The sequence below is a fragment of the Nonomuraea sp. NPDC050783 genome, assembly GCF_040802095.1.
Classification (GTDB): domain Bacteria; phylum Actinomycetota; class Actinomycetes; order Streptosporangiales; family Streptosporangiaceae; genus Nonomuraea.
In genome coordinates this window covers 947,762-973,487 of sequence record NZ_JBFAHK010000001.1, presented here as the reverse complement: position 1 = coordinate 973,487, position 25,726 = coordinate 947,762, and the positions used below count along the sequence as shown (strand labels likewise).

The window sequence follows — 25,726 nt, the reverse complement described above, 5'->3', positions numbered from 1 at the left end:
CACATTGTGAGTGAAGTGATGTCTGCGAATACTCCCCCCTACGGTTCGGGACAGGATCCTGACCGGACTCAGGCGTACAACTGGAACCAGGGGCAACCGCCGTACCCGCCCCAGGGACAGCCGGCCTATCCGCCACAGGGCCAGCCGTCCTACCCGCCGCAGCAGGGCCAGCCGGGCTATCAGCAGCAGCTTCCTCAGGGCGGCTGGCAGCAGGAGCAGCTCCAGCAGGGCTGGCAGCAGGACCCCTACGGGCAGCAGGCCCCTTACGGACAGCAGGACCCGTACGGACAGCAGCAGGCCCCGTACGGGCAGCAGGACCCCTACGGCGGGCAGCAGTACGGCTGGCAACAGCAGCAGCAGCCGCCCGCGCAGCCGCCGAAGAAGAGCCGCAAGGGCTGGCTCGTCGCGGGCGCCGCGGCGCTCGCCGTGGTCGTGCTCGGCGGCGGCGCGGTGTGGGCCGTGGGCACGCTGAGCGGCGGCGGCACGCAGCCGGACGAGGTCCTGCCCGCCAACGCCATCGCCTACGCCCGCCTCGACCTGGACCCGGCCGCCAACCAGAAGCTCGCGCTGTTCCAGCTCGCCAGGAAGTTCACCGTCACCAAGGACGCCTTCTCCGGCGAGGACCCGCGCAAGGCGCTGTTCGACACGCTCACCGAGGGCTCCGACCGCAAGCTCGACTTCGCCAGGGACGTCGACCCGTGGCTGGGCAGCCGGATCGGCTTCGCCGCCGTGCCCTCCGGCAAGCAGGAGCCCGACTTCGCGGTGGCCGTCCAGGTCAAGGACCAGGAGCAGGCCAAGGCCGGCATCGCCAAGCTCATGGACGGCGACAAGTACGGCATCGCCTTCCGCGACGACTACGCCCTGCTCACCCCGACGCAGGCGCTGGCCGACACCTACGCCAAGGCCGACGGCAGCCTGGCCGACAACGCCGAGTTCTCCGACGACATGGGCGCCGTCGGCGAGCAGGGCGTGCTGTCGTTCTGGGCCGACATGGGCGGCCTGGCCAAGCTGGCCGGCAAGGAGCTCCAGGGCAGCCAGCAGGCGGCGATCGACCAGATCAAGGACGCCCGCTTCGCCGGCGCGCTGCGCTTCGACAGCTCCTACGTCGAGCTCGCCGGCACGGTACGCGGGGCCAAGGGCATGGCGCCGCAGGGCGAGCTGCCGAAGGCGAGCCTCGGCACGCTGCCCGCCTCCACCGCCGGCGCCCTGTCGATCTCCGGCCTGGACCAGGTGGTCACCAAGCAGTGGGCCGAGATCGAGAAGCAGGCCGCGGCGAGCGGGTCGGCCGAGATCACGCAGCTCATCGAGCAGGCGAAGACCCGCTACGGCCTGAGCCTGCCCGGCGACCTGGCCACGGTGCTCGGCAGGAACCTCACCGTCGCGGTGGACTCCGAGGGCCTGGGCGGCGACCAGATCAACGCCGGCGTGCGCGTGGCCACCGACCCGGCCAAGGCGCAGGCGATCCTGGACAAGGTGCAGCAGGCGCTGACCGCGAGCGGCCAGCCCGCCCCGAAGATCGCCAGGGTGGCCGGCGACGGCGTCTACACGGTGGCGACCAGCGACGGGTACGCCAAGAAGCTGACCGCCGAGGGCACGCTGGGCGAGTCCGAGACGTTCCGGACGGCCATCCCGGACGCCGACGAGTCCACCTACGCGCTCTACGTGGACCTGGACAAGGTGGAGAACCTCTACCTGAAGTCCGTGGACGGCGACGACAAGGCCAACCTGCAGGTGCTGCGGGCGGTCGGGATGAGCGGCAGGCAGACCGACACCGAGGCGACGTTCTCGCTGCGGGTGCTGTTCAACTGAGCCCGTGAGGGAAGGGCGACCGCGAGCCGGTCGCCCTTCTCCGCGTTCTCAGGCCCAGAGCTGGCCTTCCAGGCGCTCCTCGGCCTCCTCCAGGGTGCCCTCGTAGGCGCCCGTGGACAGGTATTTCCAGCCGCCGTCGGCCACCACGAAGACGACGTCGGCGCGCTCGCCGGCCTTGACCGCCTTCTTGGCCACGCCCAGCGCGGCGTGCAGCGCGGCGCCGGTCGAGACGCCGGCGAAGATGCCCTCGGCGGCCAGCAGCTCGCGGGTGCGCCGCAGCGCGTCGGCCGAGCCGACCGAGAAGCGGGTGGTCAGCACGGACTCGTCGTAGAGCTCGGGGATGAAGCCCTCGTCCACGTTGCGCAGGCCGTAGACCAGCTCGCCGTAGCGCGGCTCGGCGGCGACGATCTGCACGCCGGGCACCCGCTCGCGCAGGAAGCGGCCCACGCCCATGAGCGTGCCGGTGGTGCCGAGCCCGGCCACGAAGTGCGTGACGGTGGGCAGGTCGTCGAGGATCTCCGGGCCCGTGGTCTCGTAGTGGGAGCGCCAGTTGGCCGGGTTGCCGTACTGGTAGAGCATCACCCACGAGGGGTTCTGGGCGGCCAGCTCCTTGGCGACGCGGACGGCCTCGTTGGAGCCGCCCGCGGCCGGCGAGGAGATGATCTCCGCGCCCCACATGCGCAGGAGCTGGCGGCGCTCCTCGGAGGTGTTCTCGGGCATCACGCAGATCAGCTTGTAGCCCTTGAGCTTGGCCGACATGGCCAGCGAGATGCCGGTGTTGCCGCTGGTGGGCTCCAGGATCGTGCAGCCGGGCGTGAGCAGGCCGTCCTTCTCGGCCTGCTGGATCATCCAGAGGGCGGGCCGGTCCTTGATGGAGCCGGTCGGGTTGCGGTCCTCCAGCTTGGCCCACACCCGGACGTCGGCGGACGGCGACAGCCTCGGCAGGCCGACGAGCGGCGTGCGGCCCACCGAGTCGATCAGCGATTCGAAGCGCATGTCATCCGCCGGCGACGGCGGGCAGGACGGTCACCGTGTCGCCGTCGCTCACCTCGGTGCCGAGGCCGCCGAGGAAACGCACGTCCTCGTCGTTGAGGTAGACGTTGACGAAGCGGCGCAGGCCGCCGTTCTCGTCCACCAGGCGGTTCTTGATGCCCGGGTGGTTGGACTCCAGGTTGGTGATCAGCTCGTCCAGGGTCGCGCCCTCCGCGTTGACGGCCTTCGCGCCGTCGGTGTAGTTGCGGAGGATCGTCGGGATGCGAACCTCGATGGCCATCGCGGTCAGTCTCCTCATGAGGTGGTCAGGTCGTCGTCCATCGGGCGTCAACGCCCGGGTCTGCCGGCGGATTCCGGATCAGCGACAGTCGTAGACGACGACGGCCGGAGTGTGCGCGAAGAGGAAGCTCTGCACAGGCCGGACCATCATGGGAGGAACTCTACCTCTTCCTCCGTCACCACTCCGTCGAGGATGCGGTAGGAGCGGAACTCCGTCTCGCCCTCCTCCCGGGTGGAGACCAGGACGTAGTGCGCGTCGGGCTCGGAGGCGTAGGAGATGTCGGTGCGCGACGGGTACGCCTCGGTCGCCGTGTGGGAGTGGTAGATCACCACCGGCGTCTCGTCGCGGTCGTCCATCTCGCGCCAGACGCGCAGCTGCTCCTTGGAGTCGAAGCGGTAGAAGGTGGGCGAGCGCTCGGCGTTCTCCATCGGGATGAACCGCTCGGGCACGCCGCCGCGGCCCGCGATCACCCCGCACGCCTCGTCGGGGTGGTCGGCCCGGGCGTGGGCGACGATCTTGTCAGCCAGTTCCTGCGAGATCGACAGCATGGCCCGGAAGTTACCAGAGGGCCCGGACCAGGCTGTCCTGGAGGTAGGTCAGCCAGTCGTAGGTGACGTAGGCCGGGTAGCGGGGGTCGTCCTCGGACATCATCGCGATCTCGTCGTGGACCTCCTCGGTCACCTCCAGCTTGGTGCCGAGCATGAGGCGCACGTCGTTGAGCGCGCGCAGCCACGCCTGGGCCTGCTCCGGCGTCAGCTCGAAGCGGCCGGAGGCGGCGGTGTCGTGGACGGTCTGGGCGTCGGCCCGCTTGCCCTCGCGCAGCGACGCCTCGGTGTAGCGGCGGAACTCGGTGGCGTCCTTGTCGTCGGCGTAGGCCGCGGGGAACAGGCGGGCCAGCACCGGGTCGGACGGCGCCTCGCCGCCGCCGATGCCGAGCGCCCGCTCCAGCGGGTCGTCGCCGGTCTCGCCCGGCGCGACGAGGCCGAGCGTCATCGACACCAGCGAGCGCAGCAGCGAGACCTCCGCGGCCTCGAACCGCGCCCTTACGCGCCCGCCCTTGCCCGGCGAGAACCCCGAGTTCACCAGCACCTCTCCGAGAACGTCCGGACCACCATGCGCCCTACTTGACCGAATCCGGCTGGAGCGTCGCCCACAAGCCGTAGGAGTGGAGAATCTGCACATCGCGCTCCATCTCTTCGCGCGTGCCGCTGGAGACGACGGCCTTGCCCTTGTGGTGGACGTCCATCATGAGTTTCTCGGCCTTCTCCCGGGTGTAGCCGAAGACCGTTTGGAAGACGTAGGTCACGTAGGACATGAGGTTGACCGGGTCGTTCCAGACGATGGTTACCCATGGCAGATCGGGCCGGACGTCCGACGACGGGCGCTCGACGGCGATTGGAGCTGTGGTACCCACATCCCCGAGTCTGCCCTATCTGGGCCGTAGTCTTCGAGTCGTGACAATGACCATGAGCACTGCGTTGCTCACAGATCACTATGAGCTGACGATGTTGCAGGCGGCCCTGCGCAGTGGGGCGGCACACCGGCGCGCGGTCTTCGAGGTGTTCGCCAGGCACCTGCCGGGCGGGCGCAGGTACGGGGTCGTGGCGGGCACCGGGCGTGTCCTGGAGGAGCTCGAACGCTTCCGTTTCGGTGAGGAGGAACTCACCTTCCTGCGCGAGCAGCGGGTCGTGGACGAGGCCACCCTGGCGTTCCTGGCCGACTACCGCTTCTCCGGGAGCATCTGCGGCTACCAGGAGGGCGACCTCTACTTCCCCGCCTCCCCCATCCTGGTCGTGGAGGGCACGTTCGCCGAGGCCGTGCTGCTGGAGACGCTGATCCTGTCGATCATGAACCATGACTGCGCGATCGCCTCGGCCGCCTCCCGCATGGCGAACGCGGCCGGCAAGCGCCCCCTCATCGAGATGGGCTCGCGGCGCACGCACGAGGGGGCGGCGGTCGCGGCGGCGCGGGCGGCCTACCTCGCCGGGTTCGCCTCGACCTCCAACCTCATGGCCGGCCACCGTTACGGCGTCCCCACGGCCGGGACCGCGGCGCACGCGTTCACGCTGCTGCACGACTCGGAGCGGGCGGCGTTCGAGGCCCAGATCGCCTCGCTCGGCCCCGAGACGACGCTGCTGGTCGACACCTACGACGTGGCCGAGGCGGTGCGCACGGCGGTGGAGCTGGCCGGGCCCAAGCTGGGCGCGGTGCGCATCGACTCCGGCGACCTGGCCGCCGCCGCCCAGGAGGTACGCGAGCAGCTCGACGCCCTCGGCGCGTTCACCACCCGCATCCTGGTCACCTCCGACCTGGACGAGTACGCCATCGCCGCGCTGGCCGCCGCCCCCGTGGACGGCTACGGCGTGGGCACCTCGCTGGTCACCGGATCGGGGGTGCCGACGGCGGCGCTGGTCTACAAGCTGGTGGCCAGGGAGACGGCGAGCGGGAAGCTGGAGCCGGTGGCCAAGCGCTCGGTGGGCAAGCCGTCGCGGGGCGGGCGCAAGGAGGCGTACCGGCTGTTCGACGACGCCGGCCACGCCGAGACGGAGCTGATCACCACCGGCGGCCGGCCCCCCGAGGGCGGCGTCCCCCTCCTGCACGACCTGGTGCGCGACGGCGCGGTGGTCGGCGCGGAGCCCCTGGCCGAGGCCCGCGAGCGCCACCGGCGCGCGGTCGCCGCCCTCCCCCAGGAGGCCCTGCACCTGGGCAGGGGGTACGCGGCGATCCCCACCGAGTTCGCGTGACGTATCGTGCTCTTATGGGCACCGCGTTGATCATCGTCGATGTGCAGAACGACTTCTGCGAGGGTGGCAGCCTTCCCGTGACCGGCGGTTCCGCGGTGGCGGCGGCGATCACCCGCCACGTGGCCGACCACGGCTACGACCACGTGGTGGCCACCCGTGACTATCACGTCTCCCCCGGCGAGCACTTCTCCGACTCCCCCGACTACGTCTCCACCTGGCCCGCCCACTGCGTGGCGGGCACGCCGGGAGCCGACTTCCACCCGTCGTTCGACGTGTCGGGGGTCGAGGAGGTCTTTAGCAAGGGGGCGTACGCGGCGGCGTACAGCGGGTTCGAGGGCGTGTCCGGCGACGGGACGCCGCTGGCCGACTGGCTGCGCGAGCGCGGCGTGAGCGAGGTGGACGTCGTGGGCATCGCCACCGACCACTGCGTGCGCGCCACCGCCCTCGACGCGGTCAAGCACGGGCTGGCGGTGCGCGTGCTGCTGAGCCTGACGGCCGGGGTGTCGCCGGCGACGACCGGCGCGGCGCTGGAGGAGCTGGAGCAGGCGGGCGCGACGCTGACCGGCGCCCCCGTCATGGGCTGACCCCATAACCACACGAGATCGCTGAGAGTACACGATAGGCAACGCAGTGGTTATGTGATATCCAAGAGGGCGAGCCCTCTCCGGAGCCGGAGTATCACGGAGAGCGACATGATCCCCTAGCTAGAAGGTTCCCCATGCTGGCCCTCTCACTCGGAGCGGCCTGGCTGCTCCTCGCTCCGCTCAGCCTCTGGCTCCTGGTCAAGGGGCGCGCCACCGAGCGCGTGGGCGCGGTCGTCACCCTGCTGCTGCTGGAGGGCGTGACGATCGCCATGGGCCGGCTCGTTCCGCGCACGGCGCCCGACCGCACGGCGGTGGTGGCGCACGACGTCCCGGCCCCGTCCGCGGCCTGCGCCGAGCGCGCGCCCATCCCGCGGTCGGCGCGGCTGGGCAGGAGCATGGTGCTGACCTGGGCGGCGGCCCGCCACGAGTGCGACACGGCCGAGGTCGCCCTGCGCTCCCAGGGCCGGCGGCTGCTGGTCTGGCTCTACACCGAGCGCGTCCCCGGCGGCCCGCCGCGCACCATGATGACCGACACACGGCAGGTGGAGCTCACGCTGCCGGTGCGCGTCAAGGGCCGCACGGCCGCGGTCACCGTGCCGCTGCCCGGCCGGCGGGAACGCGTCCCGGTCGACGGCCGCAGCGGCCGCCGCATCCCGCTCACCTCCGCGAAGGCACGCCTCTAGACGCACCGCTCCGGGCGCACCGCCCTCGGACGTCTCCTCATGGCCCGGCGACCGCCAGCCGCAGCGCGTCGTCGAACCTGGCGAACACCTCGAACGCGTGCCGCAGCCCGGTGATCGACAACACCCGGGCCATGACCCCGTGCACCCCGCCGAGCAGCAGCCGGGTGCCCCGGGCCTCGCAGCGCTGCATGACGCTGACGAGCTCGTTCATGCCCATCGAGTCGCAGAAGCGCACCTCGCCGAGGTCGAGGATGAGAAAGGGGTGCGGCGGCAGCTCCCAGATGTGCCGCAGGTGTCCCCGCAGCACGGGCACCGCGTCGGCGTTGAGCTCGCCTTCGAGCCGGAGGACGACGGCGTTGCGGGAGAGGCCGGAAGTGACGCTGAGCGTCGACTTCGCGTTGGCCTCAGGTGACATAGGCGTGAGTCCTTCTGCACATCCCGGACGAGCCAAGTGAGTTGTCGCCGCCCGCCCCGCTCCTCTAACGGGAGGCCACTGCTCTGTGGCCAAATGCGCACGGTCGGCGTCCGGTGCCCGCCGGGGCGGAGCGGGGACCGGACGCGCGCTCTCAGAACAGTCCGCTGGTGATCAGGTAGGCCAGGACCAGCACGGCGAGGAACACGAGCAGGACGCCGGTGCCGGTGACCACCACCAGGACCCGCGTCCGCCGGGCCGTCCAGCGGAGGGCGGCCAGCACGAGAGTGATCAGGGCGGCCAGGATCAGGAGGGACACGCTCCTGGTGTCGCCCGCCTGGGGGATGGGAGGGGAAGCGAGGTGCAGAGGTGCAATCATCATGGGGGTTCCCTGTGCGGAGACGTGGCGTGACACAGATCGCGCGGACACCGCTCCGGTGGGGCCGCCGGAATGCGGGTCATCGGGTTCGCGGCATGAACCACCTCGCTTTTCAGTTCAGAAAACTTCACTTTATTTACTGAAACTTCTCCACTTAAATGGTTCCCCGCACTGAACGTGGACATTCCTGCGGCCAAGCCACGGAGGTGTGGCTAAACTGTTGCCTCTCGCGCGCGGCGTTCGTGCACGTACCGCGTATGTTGGGGCCTAGCTGCGAATTCTTCGGGGGTTTCGCCGCCGGACTGATATTCACTAGACATTGCTGAAGTTTCACGGGTGAGGCTGGCATGAGCGGTGACGATTCCGCGCGGTCCGCGCTGGCGCGGCGGCTGCGCGAGCTCCGCGACGGCCACTGGCCGGACCTGCGGGTCACCCAGGCGCAGCTCCGCGACGCGTTCGGGGTCAGCGTCCCGCTCATCTCCTCGTGGGAGTCCGTCCACCTGGTCAAGATCCCGCCCATGCACCGCCTGGAGAAGTACGCCGCCTTCTTCGCGACCCGGCGCTCGCTCGCCGGCGACACCGCCCGCGTGCTGCCGCTGGCCGAGCTGACCCCCGACGAGCTCGACGAGCACAAGAGGCTGCTGGCCGAGCTGACCCGGCTGCGCCAGGCCGCGCTGCGCGCCCAGCTCGCCGCCGAGGACGCCGGGGGCGTGCCCTCCGCGGCGGCGTTCCTGGAGGGCCCCTGGCACTTCCCGGAAGGCGAGCCGATCACCATCATCTGCTCGCAGATCCCGGAGGAGCAGCGGGCCAGGATCCCGTTCGCGGTGCCGTCCCAGGGCGACTACATCGAGCTGTACAAGTACTCCGACCTGGACTCCCTGTTCGAGCTGTGGGGTCACGTGCGGGCCGCCAACCCGCACAGCCAGGTGACCCTGCGCGCCACCGAGGACCTGCGCTCCGACGACCTGACCACGCACGTCGCACTGCTCGGCGGCGTCGACTACAACGAGGTCACCGCCTCCACGCTGGCCCGCATGCCCGAGTTACCGGTGCGGCAGGTGCCCGACTGGGAGGGCGAGCGGGGGCCGTACTTCGAGGTCGCCGAGGGCTCGGGCACCCGCCGCCACCATCCGGTGACCACCCGCTCCGGCGACGACGTGCGGCTGCTGGAGGACGTCGCCTTCTTCTACCGCGGCGTCAACCCGGACAACCGCGAACGTACCCTGACCATCTGCAACGGCATGTACGCCAGGGGCGTCTACGGCGCGGTACGCGCGCTGACCGACGCCCGCTTCCGCGACCGCAACGCCGCCTACCTGCGCGAGCGTTTCGGCCAGGCGCGGTCCTACAGCCTCCTCATGCGGGTCAGGATCGAGGGCCGGGTGGTCATCACTCCCGACTGGACCCTGGAAGCGTTCCGGCTGCACGAGTGGTCGGAGCCGACGCATGGAGCATGACATAGGACCGCGCACCACGGAGCACCACCACGGCTCCCACAGGCATCTCATCGACGTGTTCGGCGAAGGGCCGGTCCCGCCCGGGCGGGGCGCGATCGACGCGATCATCGTTCCCACGATCCGGCACCCGCGCTGGCTGACGTACGCGACCCGGCTGGCCACGGCGCTCGGCTGCCACCTGGTGTCGCTGCACAGCCGCGCGTGGAGCCGCGCCAGGGAGGCGGCCGCGGCCATGCCGCCCGGCCTGCGCTACGTCGCCGCCGACGTGGACCACGTGGACCGGCTCCGGCTGCCGGACTTCGAGACCACGGCCCTGCTGCGGGACACGCCGTTCGCCCGCACCACCGATCTCAGCGCCAAGCGGAACACCGGCCTGCTGCTGGCCCGACTGCTGGGCTGGCGGCGGATCGTCTTCCTGGACGACGACATCGAGGTGGGCCGCCTGGAGGACGTCGAACGCGCCGCGGCCCTGCTCGACACCTACGACGTCGTCGGCATGCACATCGGCGGATATCCGGACAACTCCGTGGTGTGCCACGCGCATCGCCTGACCGGCGGGCACCAGGACTCCTTCGTCGGCGGCGGCGCGCTGGCCGTGGCCGTCGAACCCGGCCGCACCCCCTCCTTCTTCCCCAACGTCTACAACGAGGACTGGTTCTACCTGCTGGGCGAGACCTCGCTGCGCCGGCTCGCGGTGGCCGGGCAGGTCAAGCAGCGGCCGTACGACCCGTTCGACCGCCCGGTGCGGGCCCGCGACCAGGAGTTCGGCGACGTGCTGGCCGAAGGCGTCTACTGGCTGCTGGACGGCGACGCGGCGGCCGGCTGGCGGGCGGCGGCCGACGCCGCCCACTGGCGGGAGTTCCTGGCCAGGCGCCGGCGCTTCGTCGAGGACGTGCTGGCCCGCGTCCGCCGCCTGCCCGCCGGGCCGGAGCCGAGCCGGCACGCGATGGAGACCTCGCTGCTGGCCGCGCTCGGGCGGCTGCGACGCATCGAGCCGGAGCTGTGCGTGCGCTACCTGAAGGCGTGGGCCGTGGACCGCCGGCGGTGGGCCGCGCACCTCGACGGGCTCCCGCAGCTGGAGTTCGCCACCGCGGACGCGGTCAAGTGGCTGGTGAAGGACGGCGAGCGGGGGCTGCGCTGGTACGGCTCCATGCGCGGTTGATCCCGTTCGGGCGATTCGTACCGGCGCCGCCCGGGAACGTGTGCTTCCGTGGCCGCCCCCGACATCCGCCAAGCCGCCCGCGCGGATCTCCGTCCCCTCATCCGGTCGCTCGGGCAGGAGCACTACTTCCGCGACCGGCTGGCCAAGCAGGACGCCGGGCACGGGCTCCTGCTCGTGGCCTGGGAACGGGAGGAGGCGGTCGGCGACGTGTACGTGTGGCTGGCGCCCGCCGAGGAGCCCGAGCTGCGCGAGCGCCTGCCCGGCGTGGCGCTGCTCACCCACCTGGAGGTGACCGCGACGCGCCGCGGCCAGGGCATCGGCACCGAGCTGCTGTGGGCCGCCGAGGACCGGCTCCTCGCCAGGGGGCACGAGCGGGTCGCCCTCGGGGTCGGCCTGGACAACCTGGGCGCGCAGCGGTTGTACCGGCGCCGGGGGTACGTGGAGTGGCCGTACGGGACGGTGGCCACGACGGAGGTCGTGTACCACCCCGACGGCACGAGCGAGCGGCGGCCCGAGGTCTGCCGCGTCATGGTCCGCCGCCTCGGCCACAACCGCTACCGCTGAGGGAGGCCGGGCCGCCGGGTCAGCGGCGCTGGGTGGCCCAGCGCCGGATCATGTCGATGCGCTCCTGGATCTGCTCGGCCGTCGCCTGCGCGATCGGCGGGCCGCCGCAGACGCGGCGCAGCTCGGCGTGGATGACGCCGTGCGGCTGGCCGGTGCGGTGGTTCCAGGCGCCGACCAGGCCGTTGAGCTCGCGCCGCAGCTCGGCGATCTGCTCGTGCGGGGCCAGCGTCTGGCGGGCGGGCTGCTCGGTGGTCTGCTGCTTGCGCCGGGCGGCCTGCTGGTCGGACTGGCGCTTGCGCAGCAGGGTGGCCACCTGGTCGGGCTCCAGGAGGCCGGGCAGGCCGAGGAAGTCCTCCTCCTCGGCGGAGCCGACCTCGGCACCGGTGCCGAACTCGCCGCCGTCGAAGAGCACCCGGTCGAAGGTGGCCGTGGTCTCCATCGTCTCGAACGGCAGCTCGTCGCCCAGGACATCGGGGTTGTCCTGCTTGCGGTTGGCCTGCTCCAGCAGGGTGTCGTCGAGGCCGTCCTCAGGAGGCCGCTTGTTGAGCACGTGGTCGCGCTCGACCTCCATCTCGTTGGCCAGCCCCATGAGCGTGGGCACCGAGGGGAGGAAGACCGAGGCCATCTCGCCCCGCTTGCGGGCCCGGACGAAACGGCCCACCGCCTGGGCGAAGAACAGCGGCGTGGAGGTGGAGGTGGCGTAGACGCCCACGCACAGGCGCGGGATGTCGACGCCCTCCGAGACCATGCGGACGGCGACCAGCCAGCGATCCTGCGACGCCGCGAACTGCTTGATCTTCTTCGAGGCGCCCGGGTCGTCGGACAGGACCACCGTGGCGCCCTCGCCGGTGATGTTGCGCAGGTGGCGGGCGTAGGCGCGGGCGGTCTCGTGGTCGGTGGCGATGACCAGGCCGCCCGCGTCGGGAACGCCCCGGCGCACCTCCGTGAGGCGCCGGTCGGCGGCCTGCATGACCTGGCGGATCCAGTCGCCCTTGGGGTCGAGCGCGGCCCGCCACGCCTGGGAGAGCTGGTCCTTGGTGAGCGGGGTGCCGAGCGTGGCGGCCAGCTCGTCACCGGCGCGCGTGCGCCACTTCATCTCGCCGGAGTAGGCGAGGAAGATGACCGGGCGCACCACGCCGTCGTCGAGGGCGGGGCCGTAGCCGTAGGAGTAGTCGGCGACGCTGCGCTTGAAGCCCTCGGCGTCCTCCTCGTACGCGACGAACGGGATCGGGTTGTCGTCGGAGCGGAACGGCGTGCCGGTGAGCTGGAGCCGCCGGGTGGCCGGCTCGAACGCCTCGCGCACACCGTCGCCCCACGACTTGGCGTCGCCCGCGTGGTGGATCTCGTCGAAGATGACCAGCGTCCTGCGCGCCTCGGTGCGCGCCCTGTGCAGCGCCGGGTGCATGGCGACCTGCGCGTACGTCACCGCGACGCCGGTGTAGTCGCGCGAGGTCGTGCCCTGGCTGTTCTTGAACTCGGGGTCGATGCCGATGCCGACCCGCCCGGCGGCGTCGGCCCACTGGCGCTTGAGGTGCTCGGTCGGGGTGACGACGGTGACCGCCTTGATCACCCCGCGGGACAGCAGCTCGCTGGCGATGCGCAGGGCGTAGGTGGTCTTGCCCGCGCCGGGCGTCGCCACGGTGAGGAAGTCACGCGGCTCGCGCCTGAAGTAGAGGTCGAACGCCTCCTGCTGCCAGGCGCGCAGCTTGGGAGCGGTGCCCCACGCGGCCCGGTCCGGGTAGGAAGGCGACAGGTGGGACGCGGCGAAGGTGCTCACCGCATCACCTCTGGGGTTCGTGTGCTTCGCTCTCTCACAGTGACCCAAGAGTAATCCGGACCACCGACAAGACGTGCCGTGAGCCGTGGATTCTGGTCAAGGTCGTCCTCACGTGCTATGCGGCTTATCGGAAACTCGTCATCACCGCGTCGAGGGCCTGCCTGCGCGCGTTCCCCTCGGGCTGGAGGAGGCCGAGCAGGAGCACGGCGCGGTCGCCGCGAGTGAGCAGCATCACTCTCAGGAACGCGGGCCGGTTGACCACGTCCCGGTACTCGGCCCGCAGCGCCCGCGTGTGCCCGCCGGGGATGCGCCGGTCCTCGACGACGGAGACCCGATCGCCCTTGAGCAGCAGGCGGGAGTACAGCCCCGCGGCCTCGGCCGTGGCCCTGCCGGCGTCCCCGGCGGGGGCGGGCACGGGGCGGGCCATCACCAGGCTCCCGGCGTCGTTCCTGGCCACCGAGGTGAAGCCGGTGACCGGCGGGACCGGTGCCACGTACCAGCCTTCGGGCAGCGTCGCGGACACCCCGGCCAGGGCGTCGCTCAGCGTGCCCGGCGGGAGGGCGGGCGCGGCGAGCCGCAGCGCCACGGCGGCGGCCCCGGTCACGAGGCCGGTCGCGGCCAGGAGAGCCGCCAGGACGACCATCCAGCGCCGCCCGCCGCCCTCGGCGGGACGCCCGCCGGGAGCGGCCGGGGTGCCGTAGAGACGGGCGGAGGGCGGGAGCGCGTCCCGGGCGGCCCCGCCCTTGCCCCACCCGCCCCCGTCGGCGTCCCAGGCGGTCCGGGCGGCGGCGGGGAGCGGGATCGGCGGGAACGGTGACGACGGCGGTGACGACGGCGGTGACGACGGCGATGAGGGCGTCCGGGACTGGAACGACGGCGGCTCGCCCCAGAACTCGGCGTCCGGCTCGTCGAACGAGCGGGAACCCGCGACCGGCTCCGCGCCCGGACGCGGGCCGGCGCCCGGGTACGGGTCGGCGCCCCGGCGCTCGTCGGGATCCGGGTACGGGTCGGAATCCGGGCGCCCGTCGGTGTCCGGATACGGGTCGGTGTCCGGGCGCCCGTCGGGGCCCGGGTACGGGTCGGGGCCCGGGTACGGGTCGGGGTTCGGGCCCGGGACGGAGTGCGGTGGCGAGGCCGGGTGGGGGTCCTGGGTCAGGGGCGGGTCCAGGGCCAGGGGCGGGTCCGGGGGCGGGGGGATCGGGGGCCGAGAGGTGGCGTCGGGGTACGGGGGGCGGCCGGAGCGGGGGCGGGTGGTGCGGCGGATGCGGGGGTTCCAGGGCTCGTCGAGGTCCTCGGTCTCCTCCACCTCCAGGTCCAGGTCCAAGTCCAGGGGATGGAGCCGGCGGGGACGCGCGGGTTCCTCGTCCCGAACGTCCGGCGACGGCGGCGATGATGACGGGGCCGGCGACGGCGACGGCGACGGGCTGCGGCGGTGTCTGGCGCCCGGCGTGAGCGGCGGCCAGACCCGGTGATCACCCTCCATGGCACCTCCTCGCCCGCTGTCCTATCACTCCTCGCGACCGCCATCAGGCGATCCGTGATCAGTGGGGCAGGAGGGACGGGATTCAGCGGGTGCGACCGGCCAGCACCGTCCCGCTCGCCCCGACGACCGCCATGAGGAGGCAGATGACCATGAACCCGGTGGCGATCTGCGCCGGGGCGTGCCCGATCAGGTTGACCAGCGCGCCGCCGACGCCGATGGAGAGCGCGGAGCCCAGCATGTCCGTGACGGTCAGGGCCGCCGAGTTCGCGCCCTGCTCGTTGACCGGCGACTGCTTCAGCGCGGTGACGCTGACGGTGGCCATCCCGATCCCCATCCCGAGCCCGGCCACGATCCAGGCCGGCACCGCGATCCACCCCGTCACCCCGGGCAGGACGGCGAGCAGCGCCAGCAGCACCGCCACGGTGACGCAGGCCGAGGCGAGCCTGAGGCGCAGGTGCGGCTCCCCCGCCCGGCGGCTCTGCAGGAACGACCCCGCCGACCAGCCCAGCGCGCCGGTCGTCAGCGCGATGCCGGCCTCCCTGACGCCGAACCCCTTCACCTCCTGCAACGCCAGCGGGATGAAGGAGTTCACGCCGAAGAAGGAGGCCGACAGGAAGCCGCGCATGAGCACGGTCGTGGGCAGCCCGCGGGCCAGGCGCAGCGCGCCCGCGGGCAGCAGCCGGTACAGGCCGTAGAGGAGGAGGGCCAGCCCGGCCACGGTCTCGGCGACCCCGGCGACGGGGGCCAGGTGGAGCCGGTCCACGCCGTGCAGCAGCACGCCCGCCCCGCCCGCCGTGGCGGCGGCCGCCAGCGTCATGGCGAGGGGCCGCGAGCGCGGGCCGGAGGCGACGTCCTCGGCGGCCGAGGAGCGCTTCAGCGACGGGAGCAGCATCAGCAGCGCGGGCACGACCAGCGGGATGATGCCGTAGAAGACGTACCGCCAGCCCCACTGCCCGGCGACGGAGCCGGCGATGGCCGGGCCGACCATGGAGGGCACCACCCAGGCGGCCGAGACGGCCGCGAACGCCTTGGGACGCATGTCCACCGGGTAGACCCGCGCGATCATCACCAGCAGCGCCACGAACGAGGCCCCGGCGCCCAGCCCCTGCACGGCCCGCGCCGCCAGGAACATCACCGCCGACTGCGCCGCCCCGGCCAGCCCCATGCCGGTCACGAAGAGCGCCAGCCCCGCCACGAACGGCGCCGCGAACCCGCGCCGGTCCGAGAAGAGCCCGGCCACCACGTTCGCGAACAGGCTGGAGACCAGGAAGGCCGAGAAGCTCAGCCCGTAGAGGTCGAGGGCGTCCAGGTCGCGGGCGACGCCGGGCATGACGACCCCGACCGACATGCCCTCGAAGGCGACGAGGGTGACGACGAGCAGGATGCCGAGGGTGGCGACGCGGTAGGCGGCACCGAAGAGGCGGGGTGGTTCGTGGGGGGCGTCGAGTGCCTTTGGTGCTGTCACCTGCACATCGTAATTTGTCGCACTGTTTACTTCTTCGGGATGTGCCGGTACGCCGCCCACATCTCGTGCATGCGCCGCGCCTGGCCGGCGGTGAACTCCGCCATGCACCGGTCGTGGGCGTAGTCCATGAAGTTGCGCACGGGGTCGTGGCCGGGCTGGGCGCAGGTGTCCTTCTCGTCGGGGCACGCCTGGGTGGCCGTGGCCTCGGCCGGGGTGTCGCCGATGCCGTCGCCGGGCTCGGCGCAGCCGTTCTCGAAGGTGTGGAACAGGCCGAGCCAGTGGCCGATCTCGTGGACGGCGGTGAAGCCGCGGTTGTAGTCGGCCATCGGGCCGCCGGGCAGGCTGCGCCAGTCGATGACCACGCCGTCCAGGCGCGGGGCGCCCTCGTACCAGTAGGGGTAGCTGGCGAAGCCCAGCATCAGCTCGCTGAGCTGGGCGATGTAGAGGTTGAGCGTGGCCGGGCCGCCCTTGTGCAGCGCGGTCTTCATGGCCTGCTCGCCGCCGACCGGGTCGGCGAACCAGGCGGGCTGGTCCTTGACGGCGATGCCCCGCAGGCGGAAGCGCACGCCGGTGTCGGGGCCGCCGAACGCGCCGCCGTAGGCGGAGTTGAGCACCGCGATCTGGCTCCTGACCTCCTGGTCGGAGACCTGGCGCCGGCCACTGGTGAGGACGTGGACGCGGGTGGGCACGGTGATCGTGGCGGGTGGCGTGACCCCGTCGAGCCGCCGCCGCAGCTCGTCCTGGACGAGGGCGACATCTCCGGGCTGCGGCGAGCGCGGGCCCGGCCCTCCCGCCGCCGTCGCCGGGGCCTCCCTGCCGGGAGGCGCGACGGGAGCCGCGGCCCTGGCCGGCGCGGCGGCCGCACAGCCCCGCGCGGCGAGGGCAGGGGCGGTGGCGGATGCGGTGGCGAGGGCCAGAGCGGGCCGGGCCGGCGGCGCGAGCACCACTGTGAGCAGGCATGCCGACGAGACGGCGGTCGCGCGCCGGGCCATCCGGTCCCCCGTAACCGTGAAGGAGCTGGTCAGGGTATCGACCGTAGCCCTATGGCACGGGATTACCGCTCAGCAACACTCACTGCTTGTCGCCGCCCTGGTCGCCGCCGCCGACGGGCAGGCCCTCGTAGATCTCCTTGCACTCCGGGCAGACCGGGTATTTCTTCGGGTCGCGGCTGGGCACCCAGACCTTGCCGCACAGGGCGCGGATGGGCGTGCCGGTGACCATGCTCTCGGTGATCTTGTGCTTGTCGGCGTAGTGCGCGAACCGCTCGTGATCACCGTCGCCGTGCGAGGTCTGCGGCGTGGTTTCCTGCTCTGGAAGGATCTTCGTGCTCACCCCAACGAGTCTATGCCCGCCCGCGACCCCCGCTCTCCGCCGGACAGCAGGACGGCCCCCGCCGCGTGGCGGGGGCCGTCAGGGCGACGACCGGCTCAGCCCATGTGGACGGGCGCGCCCTCGGTCTTGCGGCCGGCCTTCACGAAGAACGTGAGGGCCGCGGTCAGCACCGCGATGCCGGTGCTCACCAGGAAGGCGAGGTGCATGCCGTCCATGAAGGAGTTGTGCACGGCGTTCACGATCTGCGCGGGCAGCCCGGGCGGCGCGACGCCGAACGAGGCGGCCTCCTCCAGCCCGGACATCTGGGCCGGCGTGAGCGCCTGCGCGGCCGGGCCGAGGTAGCCGGGCAGCGTGTCGGAGATCTCGCCGGCCATCACGGCGCCGAGGATGGCGGTGCCGAGCGCGCCGCCGACCTGCATGGCCGACTGCTGCAGGCCACCCGCGACCCCGCTGAGCTGGACCGGGGCGTTGCCCACGATGATCTCCGTGGCGCCCACGAACACCGGCGACAGGCCGAAGGCCAGCAGCACGAACGGGATGGCGCTCTCGACGAACGAGGCGTCGAGGCCGAGCCGCGACATGAGGAACATGGCGAGGGCGGTGATCAGCAGGCCGCCCGCCATCGTGATCTTCGGCCCCAGCTTGCCGATCGCCATGCCGGCCAGCGGCGAGGCGACGATCATGCCGGCGCTCATCGGCAGCATGCGCAGGCCGGCCTCCAGCGGCGTCAGCCCGTGCACGCCCTGGAAGAAGAAGCCCAGGAAGAACATCGCGCCGAACATCGCGAAGGCCACCATCATCATCAGGAAGGTGCCGATGGAGATGGACGGGTTGGCGAACAGCGACAGCGGCACCAGCGGCTGCCCGCCGCGCCTGCCGAGCCGGTGCTGCCAGGCGACGAACGCCACGATCAGCACCGCGAACCCGGCCAGGAAGCCCAGCGTCGTGCTGTCGCCCCAGCCCCACTCGGGCGCCTTGATGATGGTCCACACCAGCGCGAACATCGCCCCGGACAGCAGCAGCACGCCCAGCCAGTCGATGCGGGCGAACGTCTGGGCCCGGCTCTCCTTGATCAGGATGATGCCCATGATCAACGCGACGACCCCGACGGGCGCGTTGATGAAGAAGACCGACTCCCAGCTCACCTTCTCCACCAGCACGCCGCCCACGATGGGCCCGGCGGCGCTGGACAGGCCGATGATCGCGCCCCACGCGCCCATCGCCTGGTTCAGCTTCTCCCCCGGGAACGCGCTGCGCAGCAGCGCCAGCGCGGCGGGCTGCAGCAGCGCGCCGAACAGGCCCTGGAGCACGCGCAGGCCGATGAGCGCGCCGACCGGCGTGACGCCGGGAATGATGTCGGCCAGCTCGGTGCTGAGCCCGATGCCCACCGAGGAGAGGGCGAAGCCCGCCACACCGATCAGGAAGACACGCTTGTGCCCGAAAAGGTCACCGAGCTTGCCCGCGGTGATCAGGAACACCGCCAGGGCCAGCAGGTAACCGCTGGTCACCCACTGCAGGTCGGACAGCGACGCCTTCAAATCGACCTGGATGACCGGGTTGGCGATGCCGACGACGGTGCCGTCCAGCATCACCATGATGACGCCCAGGCTCACCGCCAGCAGCACGAGCCAAGGATTGCCCCCGGCCCCCGTCTCGGCCGAGCCGGGCGAGGACGGCGCGTCGACCGCCTTCGCATTAGCCATGAATCCCCCTAAGTTCCGCATGCGCCCCGCGTCAGGGCAGAAGTCTCTTAAGCCTCAGGTAATCTATGGCAGCCGATGACTTCTGACAAACGGCTTTTAATCGGCACCCCATGACATCTGTCACACTGTGACAGGAAGGTTTCGAGGGAGTGACGGCAGTGGGTCTGCGCGAGCGCAAGAAGGAGAAGACGCGTCTGGCGATCCTCGACGCGGCTCTCGACCTGTTCCTCGAACAAGGCTACGAGTCGACCACCGTCGAGCAGATCGCGGGGGCCGTCGACATCTCCCCCCGCACGTTCTTCCGCTACTTCACCAGCAAGGACCACCTCGTGCTGTGGTTCCACGACCACGGCGAGGAGACCATGCTGGAGACGCTGGCCTCCCGCCCGCCGGACGAGCCGCCGTTCACCGCCCTCATGCACGCCCTGCGCGCCGTGCTGGCCGACGTCCGGGAGGGGACGCCGCAGGAGCACGCGCGTTTCCTGAAGCTGCGCCGGATCCTGGACGAGAACCCGCGCCTGATCGGCCAGTCGGTGGCCAGGGGCACCGCGACCGAGCGCCGCCTGGCCGAGGTGGTCGCCGCGCGCCGGGGCGCGAGCGCCGACGACGACCAGCTCTCGCACCTGATCGTGGCCTTCGCCATGTCCACGCTGCGGGTGGGCTTCGAGTGTCCGCGCCGCGACGGCGACATGAGCGAGATCACCGCCCGCATGGCGGAGAGCATCGAGCTGGCCGAGCGTTCCCTGCGGCCCGGCTGGGACCTGGCGTGAGGCCGGGGAGGCCAGGGAGGGCGGGGAGGCCGGGACGGGCGCCGAAGGGTCAGTTCATGGTCGGGTCGTCCGGGCAGGTGGCCACGAAGGCCAGCTCGCCGGGCTGCCGGCGCAGCACGTGCCGCCACAACGACCCGGGATCGGCGTGGAAGGTGTCGCCCACCTCGGAGTCGACGACGTACCAGGCGCCCTCGGCGATCTCGCTCTCCAGCTGGCCGGAGGACCAGCCGGCGTAGCCGGCGAAGATCCGCATCTGGGCGATCTCGCCCTGGAGGATCTCGGGCGGCGCGTCCAGGTCGACGGTGCCCAGCCGGGACACCGCGGGCGTGCCGGCGTGCAGCCTGCGCCAGCCGAGCGGCTCCTCCCCGCTCGGCACCGCCGCCAGCGCCAGCGCGCTGTCGGTCTGTACGGGCCCGCCCTCGAAGAGCACCGACGGCCCCGTGACCAGGGGGTCCCATACCGGCAACACCTGGGTGACCGAGATGTCGCTCGGCCGGTTGAGCACGACCCCGAGAGTGCCCCCGTCACGATCGTGTTCGAGGATCAGCACGACGCTACGCCGGAAGTTGGGATCGTCGAGAAGCGGCGTCGCCACCAACAAACCGCCGACGTAGATCGCTTCCGCCATACCTCCATCATGAAGGGTGCGAGGGGGTTCGCGCTGCCCCAGTGGGCTCATGTTACTTTTCGTGTTCATACGGACACGATAAGTGGTAATCGTCACCACTTACGACGCTCGGGGAGCATCATGCGCATCGGCACCCATCTGGCCCTCGCCGCCCTGCCGCTGGGCGTGGCGTTGTCCCTTCCGGCCACGGCCGCCTGGGCCTGGCCCCGGGTGCCGGACCCCGGCGACCCTTTCACGATGAGCGTGAGCGACGTGGGCTGCCGGTCGGGACGGGCGGCCGTGACGCTGCGCAACCAGACCCGGCAGGCGGTCCGCTTCGACCTCCAGGCCGACGAGGTGAGCGTGGCCAGCGGGTCCATCCCCGCCCGCGAGAGCGTGGTCCGGCAGGTGGCGGTGGGCAGGGGCGGCGCCACCGAGATCAAGGCGTACGAGGTCGGCGACCAGCGTCCGGACACCCTCATCGACTCCACCCGCGTCAAGAACGGCTGCCCGGCGGGCCACCGCCACGGGCACCTGCCCTACACCGGCCCGCCCGCCGACCTCATGGCCAAGCTGGCCACGGCGGGAGGGCTGGTCGTGATGGGCGGCGTCCTCTGGTGGTACGGCTCCCTCTGGCCCCGCCAGACCGGCGGCCCCGCGTGACGAAGGCCCCGCGTGACGAAGGCCCCGCGTGACGAAGGCCCCCGCGTGACGAAGGCCCCCGCGTGACGAAGGCCCCCGCCACGGGCCGGAGGCCCCCGCCCGCTACGCGACGAAGGCGCCCGCCCGGGCCGCGGCCAGGGTGCGGCGCACGGAGCGCTCGGCGGCGTCCGCGGTCACCGGCTCCCTGGTGACGACGAGCCGGTAGTAGAGCGGGGCCGAGACCGCCCGGATCACCTCCATGGCGTCGGTGCCCCTGGGCAGCTCGCCCCGCTCGACGGCCAGCTCCACCACGCCCGCCCACTCCCCGATGCGCCGCAGGTAGAAGGCGCGCAGCGCGGCGGCGGCCTGCTCGTCGGAGGTGGCCGCGGCAATCATCGCCTGGAAGGTGGTGCCGAGCCGCCCGTCGTTGACCGCCTCGACCACGGCCAGCGCGTTGGCACGCAGGTCGCCCTCGATGGAGCCGGTGTCGGCGTGCGGCGAGGACTGGTCGGCCAGCTCGGTCATCAGGTCGGTGACCAGGCCGGCGCGGCTCCCCCAGCGACGGTAGACCGTGGTCTTGCCGACCCCGGCCCGGGCCGCGACCTGGTCCATCGTCAGGCCGTGGAAGCCGTGCTCGACCAGCTCGTCCTGGGTGGCCCGCAGGACGGCCGCGCGCACCCGCGCCGTGCGCCCCCCGGGCCGCACGGTTCCCGCGACGCGGGAAGGTTGGTCCATCTGTTCTCCTCGACGCCTGAGGGCATGCCGCTCGCCGGGACGGCTGTCACGCCGGACCGCGAGAGGTGGACGGTGCGCCGCACGTCTGCATGTCTGCTGAGTGTTCGCTGGAAGATTCCTTACCGCCGGCGCAATTGTAGGGCCGGCGGGCCGGGCTTTCGCAGCGGGCGCCCGCTGTTCGGCGATACCGAACGAAGCTGCGCTAGGGTGCCGGATGTGGGAGAGACGATTCAGTCGGTCGAGCGGGCGGCCGCGATCCTGCGGCTGCTGGCCTCCGGCCCCCGCCAGCTCGGGGTGGCCGAGCTGGCCCGGGCGCTGGGCCTGCCGAAGGGCACGCTGCACGGCATCCTGCGCACGCTGGTCCGGGTCGGCTTCGTCGAGCAGGACCAGGCGACGGGCAAGTACCGCCTCGGCGCCACGCTGCTCCACCTGGGCAGCAGCTACCTCGACGTCAACGAGCTGCGCACCCGGGCCATCAACTGGGCCGACGCGCTGGCCGGCCGCAGCAGGGAGAGCGCCTGGATCGGCACCCTGCACGAGGGGCACGTCCTGGTGATCCACCACGTCTTCCGCCCCGACGACAGCATGCAGACGTTGCAGGTCGGGACCTACCTGCCGGTCCACGCCAGCGCGCTGGGCAAGGTGCTGCTGGCCCACGACCCGTACGGCGAGCCGCGGGCGCCGCTGCGCCCCTGCACCGCGCGGACGATCACCGACCCCGAGCGGCTGGAGGCGGAGCTGGAGCAGATCAGGACGCGCGGCTGGGCCGCCGAGATGGAGGAGCTGACCGAGGGCGAGGTGGCCATCGCCGCGCCCATCAAGGACTCGCGCGGCATCGTCGTCGGCGCCATCGGCATCCGGGGCGCGCTGGAGCGCCTGGCGCCGGAGGGCGGGCCGCGGATGGAGTTCGTCTCGTACGTGCGGGACGCGGCCCGCGCCATCACCCGTGACCTCGGCCGGTGACGGCGGAACCCAGTTGAAGCGCCCCCCGGCGACCGCATACCATTCCTTATGTTGTTCGACATTGTCGAACCCGAACTTTGCGAGGAAGCCCAGTGCCTCGACCGCACTACGTCGCAGCCATCGACCAGGGCACCACGTCCAGCAGGTGCATCGTCTTCGACCGGACCGGCAACATCATCTCCGTCGCCCAGCGCGAGCACCGCCAGATCTTCCCCCGGCCCGGCTGGGTGGAGCACGACGCGGCGGAGATCTGGCAGTCCGTCCGCACCGTGCTGGCCGAGGCCGTGGCCGGCGCCGACGGCGAGATCGTCGCGCTCGGCATCACCAACCAGCGCGAGACCACCGTGTTGTGGGAGCGCGACACCGGCCGGCCCGTCCGCCCCGCGATCGTCTGGCAGGACACCCGCACCGACCCGCTCACCCGCGCCCTGGCCGGGCACGAGGCGCTGTTCAAGGAGCGGGCCGGGCTGCCGCTGGCCACGTACTTCTCCGGGCCGAAGATCCGCTGGCTGCTGGACGAGCACCCGGAGCTGCGCGAGCGGGCCGAGCGCGGCGAGGTGCTATTCGGCACCATGGACAGCTGGCTGCTGTGGAACCTGACCGGCCGGCACGTCACCGACGTCACCAACGCCAGCCGCACGATGCTCATGAACATCCACACGCTGGCCTGGGACGACGAGCTGCTGGCCGCGCTCGGCGTGCCGCGCGCGATGCTGCCGGAGATCCGCCCGTCCGCCGAGGTCTACGGCCGCACCGCCGACGGCCTGCCGGTGGCCTCCGCCCTCGGCGACCAGCAGGCCGCCCTGTTCGGCCAGACCTGCTTCGACCCCGGCGAGACCAAGAGCACCTACGGCTCGGGCAGCTTCCTGCTCATGAACACCGGCGGCCGGCCCGTCGTCTCCAAGCACGGGCTGCTCACCACGGTCGGCTACCAGATCGGCGACACCCCGGCCACGTACGCGCTGGAGGGCGCGATCGCGGTCACCGGCTCGCTGGTGCAGTGGCTGCGCGACAACCTGGGGCTGATCTCCAGCGCCGCCGAGATCGAGACGCTGGCCAAGACCGTCCCCGACAACGGCGGCTGCTACTTCGTGCCGGCGTTCTCGGGGCTGTTCGCGCCGCACTGGCGCTCGGACGCGCGCGGGGTGATCGCGGGGCTGACCGGGTTCGTCAACAAGGGGCACCTCGCGCGGGCCGTGCTGGAGGCCACCGCGTGGCAGACCCGCGAGGTCGTGGACGCGATGAACGCCGACTCGGGCCTCGACCTGACCACGCTGCGCGCCGACGGCGGCATGACCGCCGACAACCTGCTCATGCAGACCCTCGCCGACGTGCTGGCGGTGCCGGTGATCCGGCCGATGGTGGCCGAGACCACGGCGCTGGGCGCGGCGTACGCGGCGGGCCTGGCCACCGGCTACTGGCCGGACGTCGACAGCCTGCGCGCCAACTGGCACAAGGCGGCGGAATGGCGGCCGGAGATCGGCGAGGCCGCCCGCGAGCGGGAGTACCGCAATTGGAAGAAGGCCGTGGCCCGCACCCTCGACTGGGTCGAGCAGTAGGAGTTTCAGCGATGATGATCGCAACGGGGACCGATCGCGCGGAGATCAGGGAGGAGCTGTCCACCAGCACGTACGACCTGCTGGTGATCGGCGGCGGCATCCTGGGCACCTCCGTGACCTGGATGGCGGCCCAGGCCGGGCTGCGGGTGGCGATGGTGGACGCGGGCGACTTCGCCGGCGCCACCTCCAGCGCCTCCTCCAAGCTGGTCCACGGGGGCCTGCGCTACCTGCAGACCGGCAACGTCCGGCTGGTCGCCGAGAACCACCGGGAGCGGCGGGCCCTGGCCGCCGACATCGCTCCCCACCTGGTCAAGCCGCTGACGTTCCTGGTGCCGATCTACAGGGGCGGGCCGCACGGGGCGGCCAAGCTGGGGGCGGGGGTGTTCCTGTACTCGGCGCTGTCGGTGTTCGGCGACGGCATGGGCCGGGTCATCACGCCGCACCAGGCCGCGGCCAAGGTGCCCGCGCTGCGGACCGAGGGCCTGCGGGCCGCCGCCGTCTACGGCGACCACCAGATGAACGACAGCCGCGTCGCGGTCATGACCGTGCGGGCGGCGGTGGACGCGGGCGCCGTCGTGCTCAACCACGCCGAGGTCGTGGGCCTGCGCAGGAGCGGCGGCACCGCGACCGGCACCGCGACCGGCACCGCGACGGGCACCGTGACCGGCGCCGAGCTGCGCGACCGGCTGAGCGGGGCCGAGTTCGGGGTGAACGCCCGGCTCGTGCTCAACGCCACCGGCCCGTGGGTGGACCACCTGCGGCGCATGGAGGACCCGGACGCGGCCCCCAGCATCCGCCTGTCCAAGGGCGCCCACCTGGTGCTGCGCCGGCACGAGCCGTGGAAGGCGGCGCTGACCACGCCGATCGACAAGTACCGGGTGTCGTTCGCCATCCCGTGGGAGGACCATCTGCTGCTCGGCACGACCGACGAGGCGTACGAGGGCGACCCGGCCGACGTGCGCCCCACCGAGGCCGACATCGCGCAGATCCTCGACGAGGCCGGGCACGCCGTGCGCGGCGAGCAGCTGCGCCGCGAGGACATCACCTACGCCTTCGCCGGCCTGCGCGTGCTGCCCGGCGGCCCCGGCGAGGTGGCGGCGGCCAAACGGGAGACCGTGCTGACCCGGGGCAGGGGCGGCATGTTGTCGGTGGCGGGCGGCAAGTGGACGACCTACCGGCACATCGGCAGGACCGTCTTCGACACCCTCGCCCACCTGCCGGGCCGGCCGCTCGGCGACGACCTGGCCGACATCCTGCCCGCCGTGCCGCTGCCCGGCCTGGCCAGCCCGGACGCGGTGGCCCTGCGCCTGTGGACCGACCGCGAGCGCGGCGCCCGCATGGACCCGCTGGTGGCCAGGCACCTGGCCACGCACTACGGGACGATCGCGTTCGACCTGGTCAAGCTCATCCGGGAGGACCCGGCGCTGGGCGAGCGCATCCACCCGGACGGGCCCGACATCTGGGCGCAGGCCGTCTACGCCCGCGACCACGAGTGGGCCGCCACGGTGGACGACGTCGTACGCCGCCGCACCACGCTCACCGTGCGCGGCCTCGACACGCCGGAGGTCCGGGCCAGGATCGCGGCGCTGCTGGGCTGATCCGCGCGGGGGCCGGGCCGAAGGG

27 protein-coding genes are annotated in these 25,726 nt (G+C 72.3%); 12 read left to right on the top strand and 15 right to left on the bottom strand.

Going from position 1 to position 25,726, the window contains the following annotated elements:
- The first annotated feature begins 18 nt into the window (after positions 1–18).
- The gene (locus tag AB0H75_RS04505) at positions 19–1,809 is read left to right on the top strand and encodes a DUF3352 domain-containing protein (RefSeq protein WP_367790198.1); all 1,791 of its coding nucleotides are present in this window, start codon (positions 19–21) and stop codon (positions 1,807–1,809) included.
- A 48-nt stretch (positions 1,810–1,857) separates the two neighbouring features.
- Here AB0H75_RS04505 and AB0H75_RS04500 read toward each other — a convergent pair whose 3' ends face one another.
- The 5 genes from AB0H75_RS04500 to clpS form a co-directional block, all read right to left on the bottom strand.
- Positions 1,858–2,805: a PLP-dependent cysteine synthase family protein gene (locus tag AB0H75_RS04500; protein WP_367790195.1), complete on the bottom strand. Its 948-nt coding sequence runs from the start codon at positions 2,803–2,805 to the stop codon at positions 1,858–1,860.
- A gap of 1 nt (position 2,806) precedes the next feature.
- Positions 2,807–3,082 carry a MoaD/ThiS family protein gene (locus AB0H75_RS04495; protein WP_367790193.1) on the bottom strand — a complete coding sequence of 92 codons (276 nt, stop codon included), beginning with the start codon at positions 3,080–3,082 and terminating at the stop codon, positions 2,807–2,809.
- Positions 3,083–3,228: 146 nt separating this feature from the next.
- Positions 3,229–3,630: a Mov34/MPN/PAD-1 family protein gene (locus tag AB0H75_RS04490; RefSeq protein WP_367790190.1), complete on the bottom strand. Its 402-nt coding sequence runs from the start codon at positions 3,628–3,630 to the stop codon at positions 3,229–3,231.
- A gap of 10 nt (positions 3,631–3,640) precedes the next feature.
- Positions 3,641–4,165, bottom strand: a complete 525-nt coding sequence (locus AB0H75_RS04485; protein WP_367790187.1) for a DUF2017 domain-containing protein — start codon at positions 4,163–4,165, stop codon at positions 3,641–3,643.
- A 37-nt stretch (positions 4,166–4,202) separates the two neighbouring features.
- Complete coding sequence (gene clpS, locus AB0H75_RS04480; RefSeq protein ID WP_367790184.1) at positions 4,203–4,496, bottom strand: ATP-dependent Clp protease adapter ClpS; 294 nt, start codon at positions 4,494–4,496, stop codon at positions 4,203–4,205.
- 40 nt (positions 4,497–4,536) lie between these two features.
- Between clpS and AB0H75_RS04475 the strand changes: the two genes are divergently transcribed.
- The 3 genes from AB0H75_RS04475 (at position 4,537) to AB0H75_RS04465 (ending at position 7,093) form a co-directional block, all read left to right on the top strand.
- Positions 4,537–5,826, top strand: a complete 1,290-nt coding sequence (locus AB0H75_RS04475; RefSeq protein ID WP_367790181.1) for a nicotinate phosphoribosyltransferase — start codon at positions 4,537–4,539, stop codon at positions 5,824–5,826.
- A 14-nt stretch (positions 5,827–5,840) separates the two neighbouring features.
- The gene (gene pncA, locus AB0H75_RS04470; RefSeq protein ID WP_367790178.1) at positions 5,841–6,410 is read left to right on the top strand and encodes a pyrazinamidase PncA; all 570 of its coding nucleotides are present in this window, start codon (positions 5,841–5,843) and stop codon (positions 6,408–6,410) included.
- A gap of 134 nt (positions 6,411–6,544) precedes the next feature.
- A complete protein-coding gene (locus AB0H75_RS04465; protein ID WP_367790175.1) occupies positions 6,545–7,093 on the top strand; it encodes a hypothetical protein in 549 nt (182 codons plus the stop codon).
- A gap of 37 nt (positions 7,094–7,130) precedes the next feature.
- Here the strand turns inward: AB0H75_RS04465 and AB0H75_RS04460 are convergent, their stop codons facing one another.
- Together AB0H75_RS04460 and AB0H75_RS04455 are read right to left on the bottom strand one after the other, a co-directional pair.
- The gene (locus AB0H75_RS04460) at positions 7,131–7,508 is read right to left on the bottom strand and encodes an STAS domain-containing protein (RefSeq protein WP_367790171.1); all 378 of its coding nucleotides are present in this window, start codon (positions 7,506–7,508) and stop codon (positions 7,131–7,133) included.
- 151 nt (positions 7,509–7,659) lie between these two features.
- On the bottom strand, positions 7,660–7,887 hold the full coding sequence (locus tag AB0H75_RS04455) for a hypothetical protein (RefSeq protein ID WP_367790168.1): 228 nt from the start codon (positions 7,885–7,887) through the stop codon (positions 7,660–7,662).
- A 344-nt stretch (positions 7,888–8,231) separates the two neighbouring features.
- Between AB0H75_RS04455 and AB0H75_RS04450 the strand changes: the two genes are divergently transcribed.
- The 3 genes from AB0H75_RS04450 to AB0H75_RS04440 are packed head-to-tail and all read left to right on the top strand — an operon-like array spanning position 8,232 to position 11,067.
- Entirely contained in the window at positions 8,232–9,341 is a 1,110-nt protein-coding gene (locus AB0H75_RS04450; protein WP_367790165.1) for a hypothetical protein, read from the top strand.
- Complete coding sequence (locus AB0H75_RS04445; protein ID WP_367790162.1) at positions 9,331–10,503, top strand: hypothetical protein; 1,173 nt, start codon at positions 9,331–9,333, stop codon at positions 10,501–10,503. The genes AB0H75_RS04450 and AB0H75_RS04445 overlap by 11 nt, the downstream gene beginning before the upstream one ends.
- A gap of 48 nt (positions 10,504–10,551) precedes the next feature.
- Positions 10,552–11,067, top strand: coding sequence for a GNAT family N-acetyltransferase (locus AB0H75_RS04440; protein ID WP_367790159.1), 516 nt, complete (start codon positions 10,552–10,554; stop codon positions 11,065–11,067).
- A 19-nt stretch (positions 11,068–11,086) separates the two neighbouring features.
- Here the strand turns inward: AB0H75_RS04440 and AB0H75_RS04435 are convergent, their stop codons facing one another.
- The 6 genes from AB0H75_RS04435 to AB0H75_RS04410 form a co-directional block, all read right to left on the bottom strand.
- On the bottom strand, positions 11,087–12,820 hold the full coding sequence (locus tag AB0H75_RS04435; RefSeq protein WP_367790487.1) for a DEAD/DEAH box helicase: 1,734 nt from the start codon (positions 12,818–12,820) through the stop codon (positions 11,087–11,089).
- Positions 12,821–12,968: 148 nt separating this feature from the next.
- Complete coding sequence (locus AB0H75_RS04430; RefSeq protein ID WP_367790156.1) at positions 12,969–14,168, bottom strand: hypothetical protein; 1,200 nt, start codon at positions 14,166–14,168, stop codon at positions 12,969–12,971.
- Between the two features lie 241 nt (positions 14,169–14,409).
- The gene (locus AB0H75_RS04425; protein ID WP_367790153.1) at positions 14,410–15,792 is read right to left on the bottom strand and encodes an MFS transporter; all 1,383 of its coding nucleotides are present in this window, start codon (positions 15,790–15,792) and stop codon (positions 14,410–14,412) included.
- Positions 15,793–15,818: 26 nt separating this feature from the next.
- Positions 15,819–16,784, bottom strand: a complete 966-nt coding sequence (locus AB0H75_RS04420; RefSeq protein WP_367790150.1) for a zinc metalloprotease — start codon at positions 16,782–16,784, stop codon at positions 15,819–15,821.
- Positions 16,785–16,863: 79 nt separating this feature from the next.
- Positions 16,864–17,124, bottom strand: a complete 261-nt coding sequence (locus AB0H75_RS04415) for a DUF3039 domain-containing protein (RefSeq protein WP_367790147.1) — start codon at positions 17,122–17,124, stop codon at positions 16,864–16,866.
- 95 nt (positions 17,125–17,219) lie between these two features.
- Positions 17,220–18,827, bottom strand: a complete 1,608-nt coding sequence (locus AB0H75_RS04410) for an MFS transporter (RefSeq protein WP_367790140.1) — start codon at positions 18,825–18,827, stop codon at positions 17,220–17,222.
- Between the two features lie 149 nt (positions 18,828–18,976).
- Here AB0H75_RS04410 and AB0H75_RS04405 point away from each other — a divergent pair, with 149 nt between their 5' ends.
- Positions 18,977–19,597: a TetR family transcriptional regulator gene (locus AB0H75_RS04405; RefSeq protein WP_367790137.1), complete on the top strand. Its 621-nt coding sequence runs from the start codon at positions 18,977–18,979 to the stop codon at positions 19,595–19,597.
- Between the two features lie 49 nt (positions 19,598–19,646).
- Here AB0H75_RS04405 and AB0H75_RS04400 read toward each other — a convergent pair whose 3' ends face one another.
- Positions 19,647–20,225 (bottom strand): YqgE/AlgH family protein, encoded by a 579-nt coding sequence (locus tag AB0H75_RS04400; RefSeq protein WP_367790134.1) that lies wholly within the window; start codon positions 20,223–20,225, stop codon positions 19,647–19,649.
- 120 nt (positions 20,226–20,345) lie between these two features.
- On the opposite strand from AB0H75_RS04400, the gene AB0H75_RS04395 reads away from it, so the two are divergent.
- Positions 20,346–20,867 carry a hypothetical protein gene (locus tag AB0H75_RS04395; RefSeq protein WP_367790131.1) on the top strand — a complete coding sequence of 174 codons (522 nt, stop codon included), beginning with the start codon at positions 20,346–20,348 and terminating at the stop codon, positions 20,865–20,867.
- 102 nt (positions 20,868–20,969) lie between these two features.
- Here AB0H75_RS04395 and AB0H75_RS04390 read toward each other — a convergent pair whose 3' ends face one another.
- Positions 20,970–21,581, bottom strand: a complete 612-nt coding sequence (locus AB0H75_RS04390; RefSeq protein WP_367790128.1) for a TetR/AcrR family transcriptional regulator — start codon at positions 21,579–21,581, stop codon at positions 20,970–20,972.
- A gap of 216 nt (positions 21,582–21,797) precedes the next feature.
- On the opposite strand from AB0H75_RS04390, the gene AB0H75_RS04385 reads away from it, so the two are divergent.
- From AB0H75_RS04385 to AB0H75_RS04375, 3 genes are all read left to right on the top strand, one after another.
- Positions 21,798–22,544 (top strand): IclR family transcriptional regulator, encoded by a 747-nt coding sequence (locus tag AB0H75_RS04385; RefSeq protein WP_367790125.1) that lies wholly within the window; start codon positions 21,798–21,800, stop codon positions 22,542–22,544.
- 92 nt (positions 22,545–22,636) lie between these two features.
- Positions 22,637–24,103 (top strand): glycerol kinase GlpK, encoded by a 1,467-nt coding sequence (glpK, locus tag AB0H75_RS04380; RefSeq protein ID WP_367790122.1) that lies wholly within the window; start codon positions 22,637–22,639, stop codon positions 24,101–24,103.
- Positions 24,104–24,114: 11 nt separating this feature from the next.
- Positions 24,115–25,701: an FAD-dependent oxidoreductase gene (locus AB0H75_RS04375; RefSeq protein ID WP_367790119.1), complete on the top strand. Its 1,587-nt coding sequence runs from the start codon at positions 24,115–24,117 to the stop codon at positions 25,699–25,701.
- Positions 25,702–25,726: the final 25 nt, after the last annotated feature.

Bases quoted from the DNA above. Each gene is read 5' to 3' on its own strand.
- AB0H75_RS04505 (WP_367790198.1), top strand. From the start codon at position 19: ATGTCTGCGAATACTCCCCCCTACGGTTCGGGACAGGATCCTGACCGG.
- AB0H75_RS04500 (WP_367790195.1), bottom strand. From the start codon at position 2,805: ATGCGCTTCGAATCGCTGATCGACTCGGTGGGCCGCACGCCGCTCGTC.
- AB0H75_RS04495 (WP_367790193.1), bottom strand. From the start codon at position 3,082: ATGGCCATCGAGGTTCGCATCCCGACGATCCTCCGCAACTACACCGAC.
- AB0H75_RS04490 (WP_367790190.1), bottom strand. From the start codon at position 3,630: ATGCTGTCGATCTCGCAGGAACTGGCTGACAAGATCGTCGCCCACGCC.
- pncA (WP_367790178.1), top strand. From the start codon at position 5,841: ATGGGCACCGCGTTGATCATCGTCGATGTGCAGAACGACTTCTGCGAG.
- AB0H75_RS04465 (WP_367790175.1), top strand. From the start codon at position 6,545: ATGCTGGCCCTCTCACTCGGAGCGGCCTGGCTGCTCCTCGCTCCGCTC.
- AB0H75_RS04460 (WP_367790171.1), bottom strand. From the start codon at position 7,508: ATGTCACCTGAGGCCAACGCGAAGTCGACGCTCAGCGTCACTTCCGGC.
- AB0H75_RS04455 (WP_367790168.1), bottom strand. From the start codon at position 7,887: ATGATGATTGCACCTCTGCACCTCGCTTCCCCTCCCATCCCCCAGGCG.
- AB0H75_RS04450 (WP_367790165.1), top strand. From the start codon at position 8,232: ATGAGCGGTGACGATTCCGCGCGGTCCGCGCTGGCGCGGCGGCTGCGC.
- AB0H75_RS04445 (WP_367790162.1), top strand. From the start codon at position 9,331: ATGGAGCATGACATAGGACCGCGCACCACGGAGCACCACCACGGCTCC.
- AB0H75_RS04420 (WP_367790150.1), bottom strand. From the start codon at position 16,784: ATGGCCCGGCGCGCGACCGCCGTCTCGTCGGCATGCCTGCTCACAGTG.
- AB0H75_RS04410 (WP_367790140.1), bottom strand. From the start codon at position 18,827: ATGGCTAATGCGAAGGCGGTCGACGCGCCGTCCTCGCCCGGCTCGGCC.
- AB0H75_RS04400 (WP_367790134.1), bottom strand. From the start codon at position 20,225: ATGGCGGAAGCGATCTACGTCGGCGGTTTGTTGGTGGCGACGCCGCTT.
- AB0H75_RS04395 (WP_367790131.1), top strand. From the start codon at position 20,346: ATGCGCATCGGCACCCATCTGGCCCTCGCCGCCCTGCCGCTGGGCGTG.
- AB0H75_RS04390 (WP_367790128.1), bottom strand. From the start codon at position 21,581: ATGGACCAACCTTCCCGCGTCGCGGGAACCGTGCGGCCCGGGGGGCGC.
- AB0H75_RS04375 (WP_367790119.1), top strand. From the start codon at position 24,115: ATGATGATCGCAACGGGGACCGATCGCGCGGAGATCAGGGAGGAGCTG.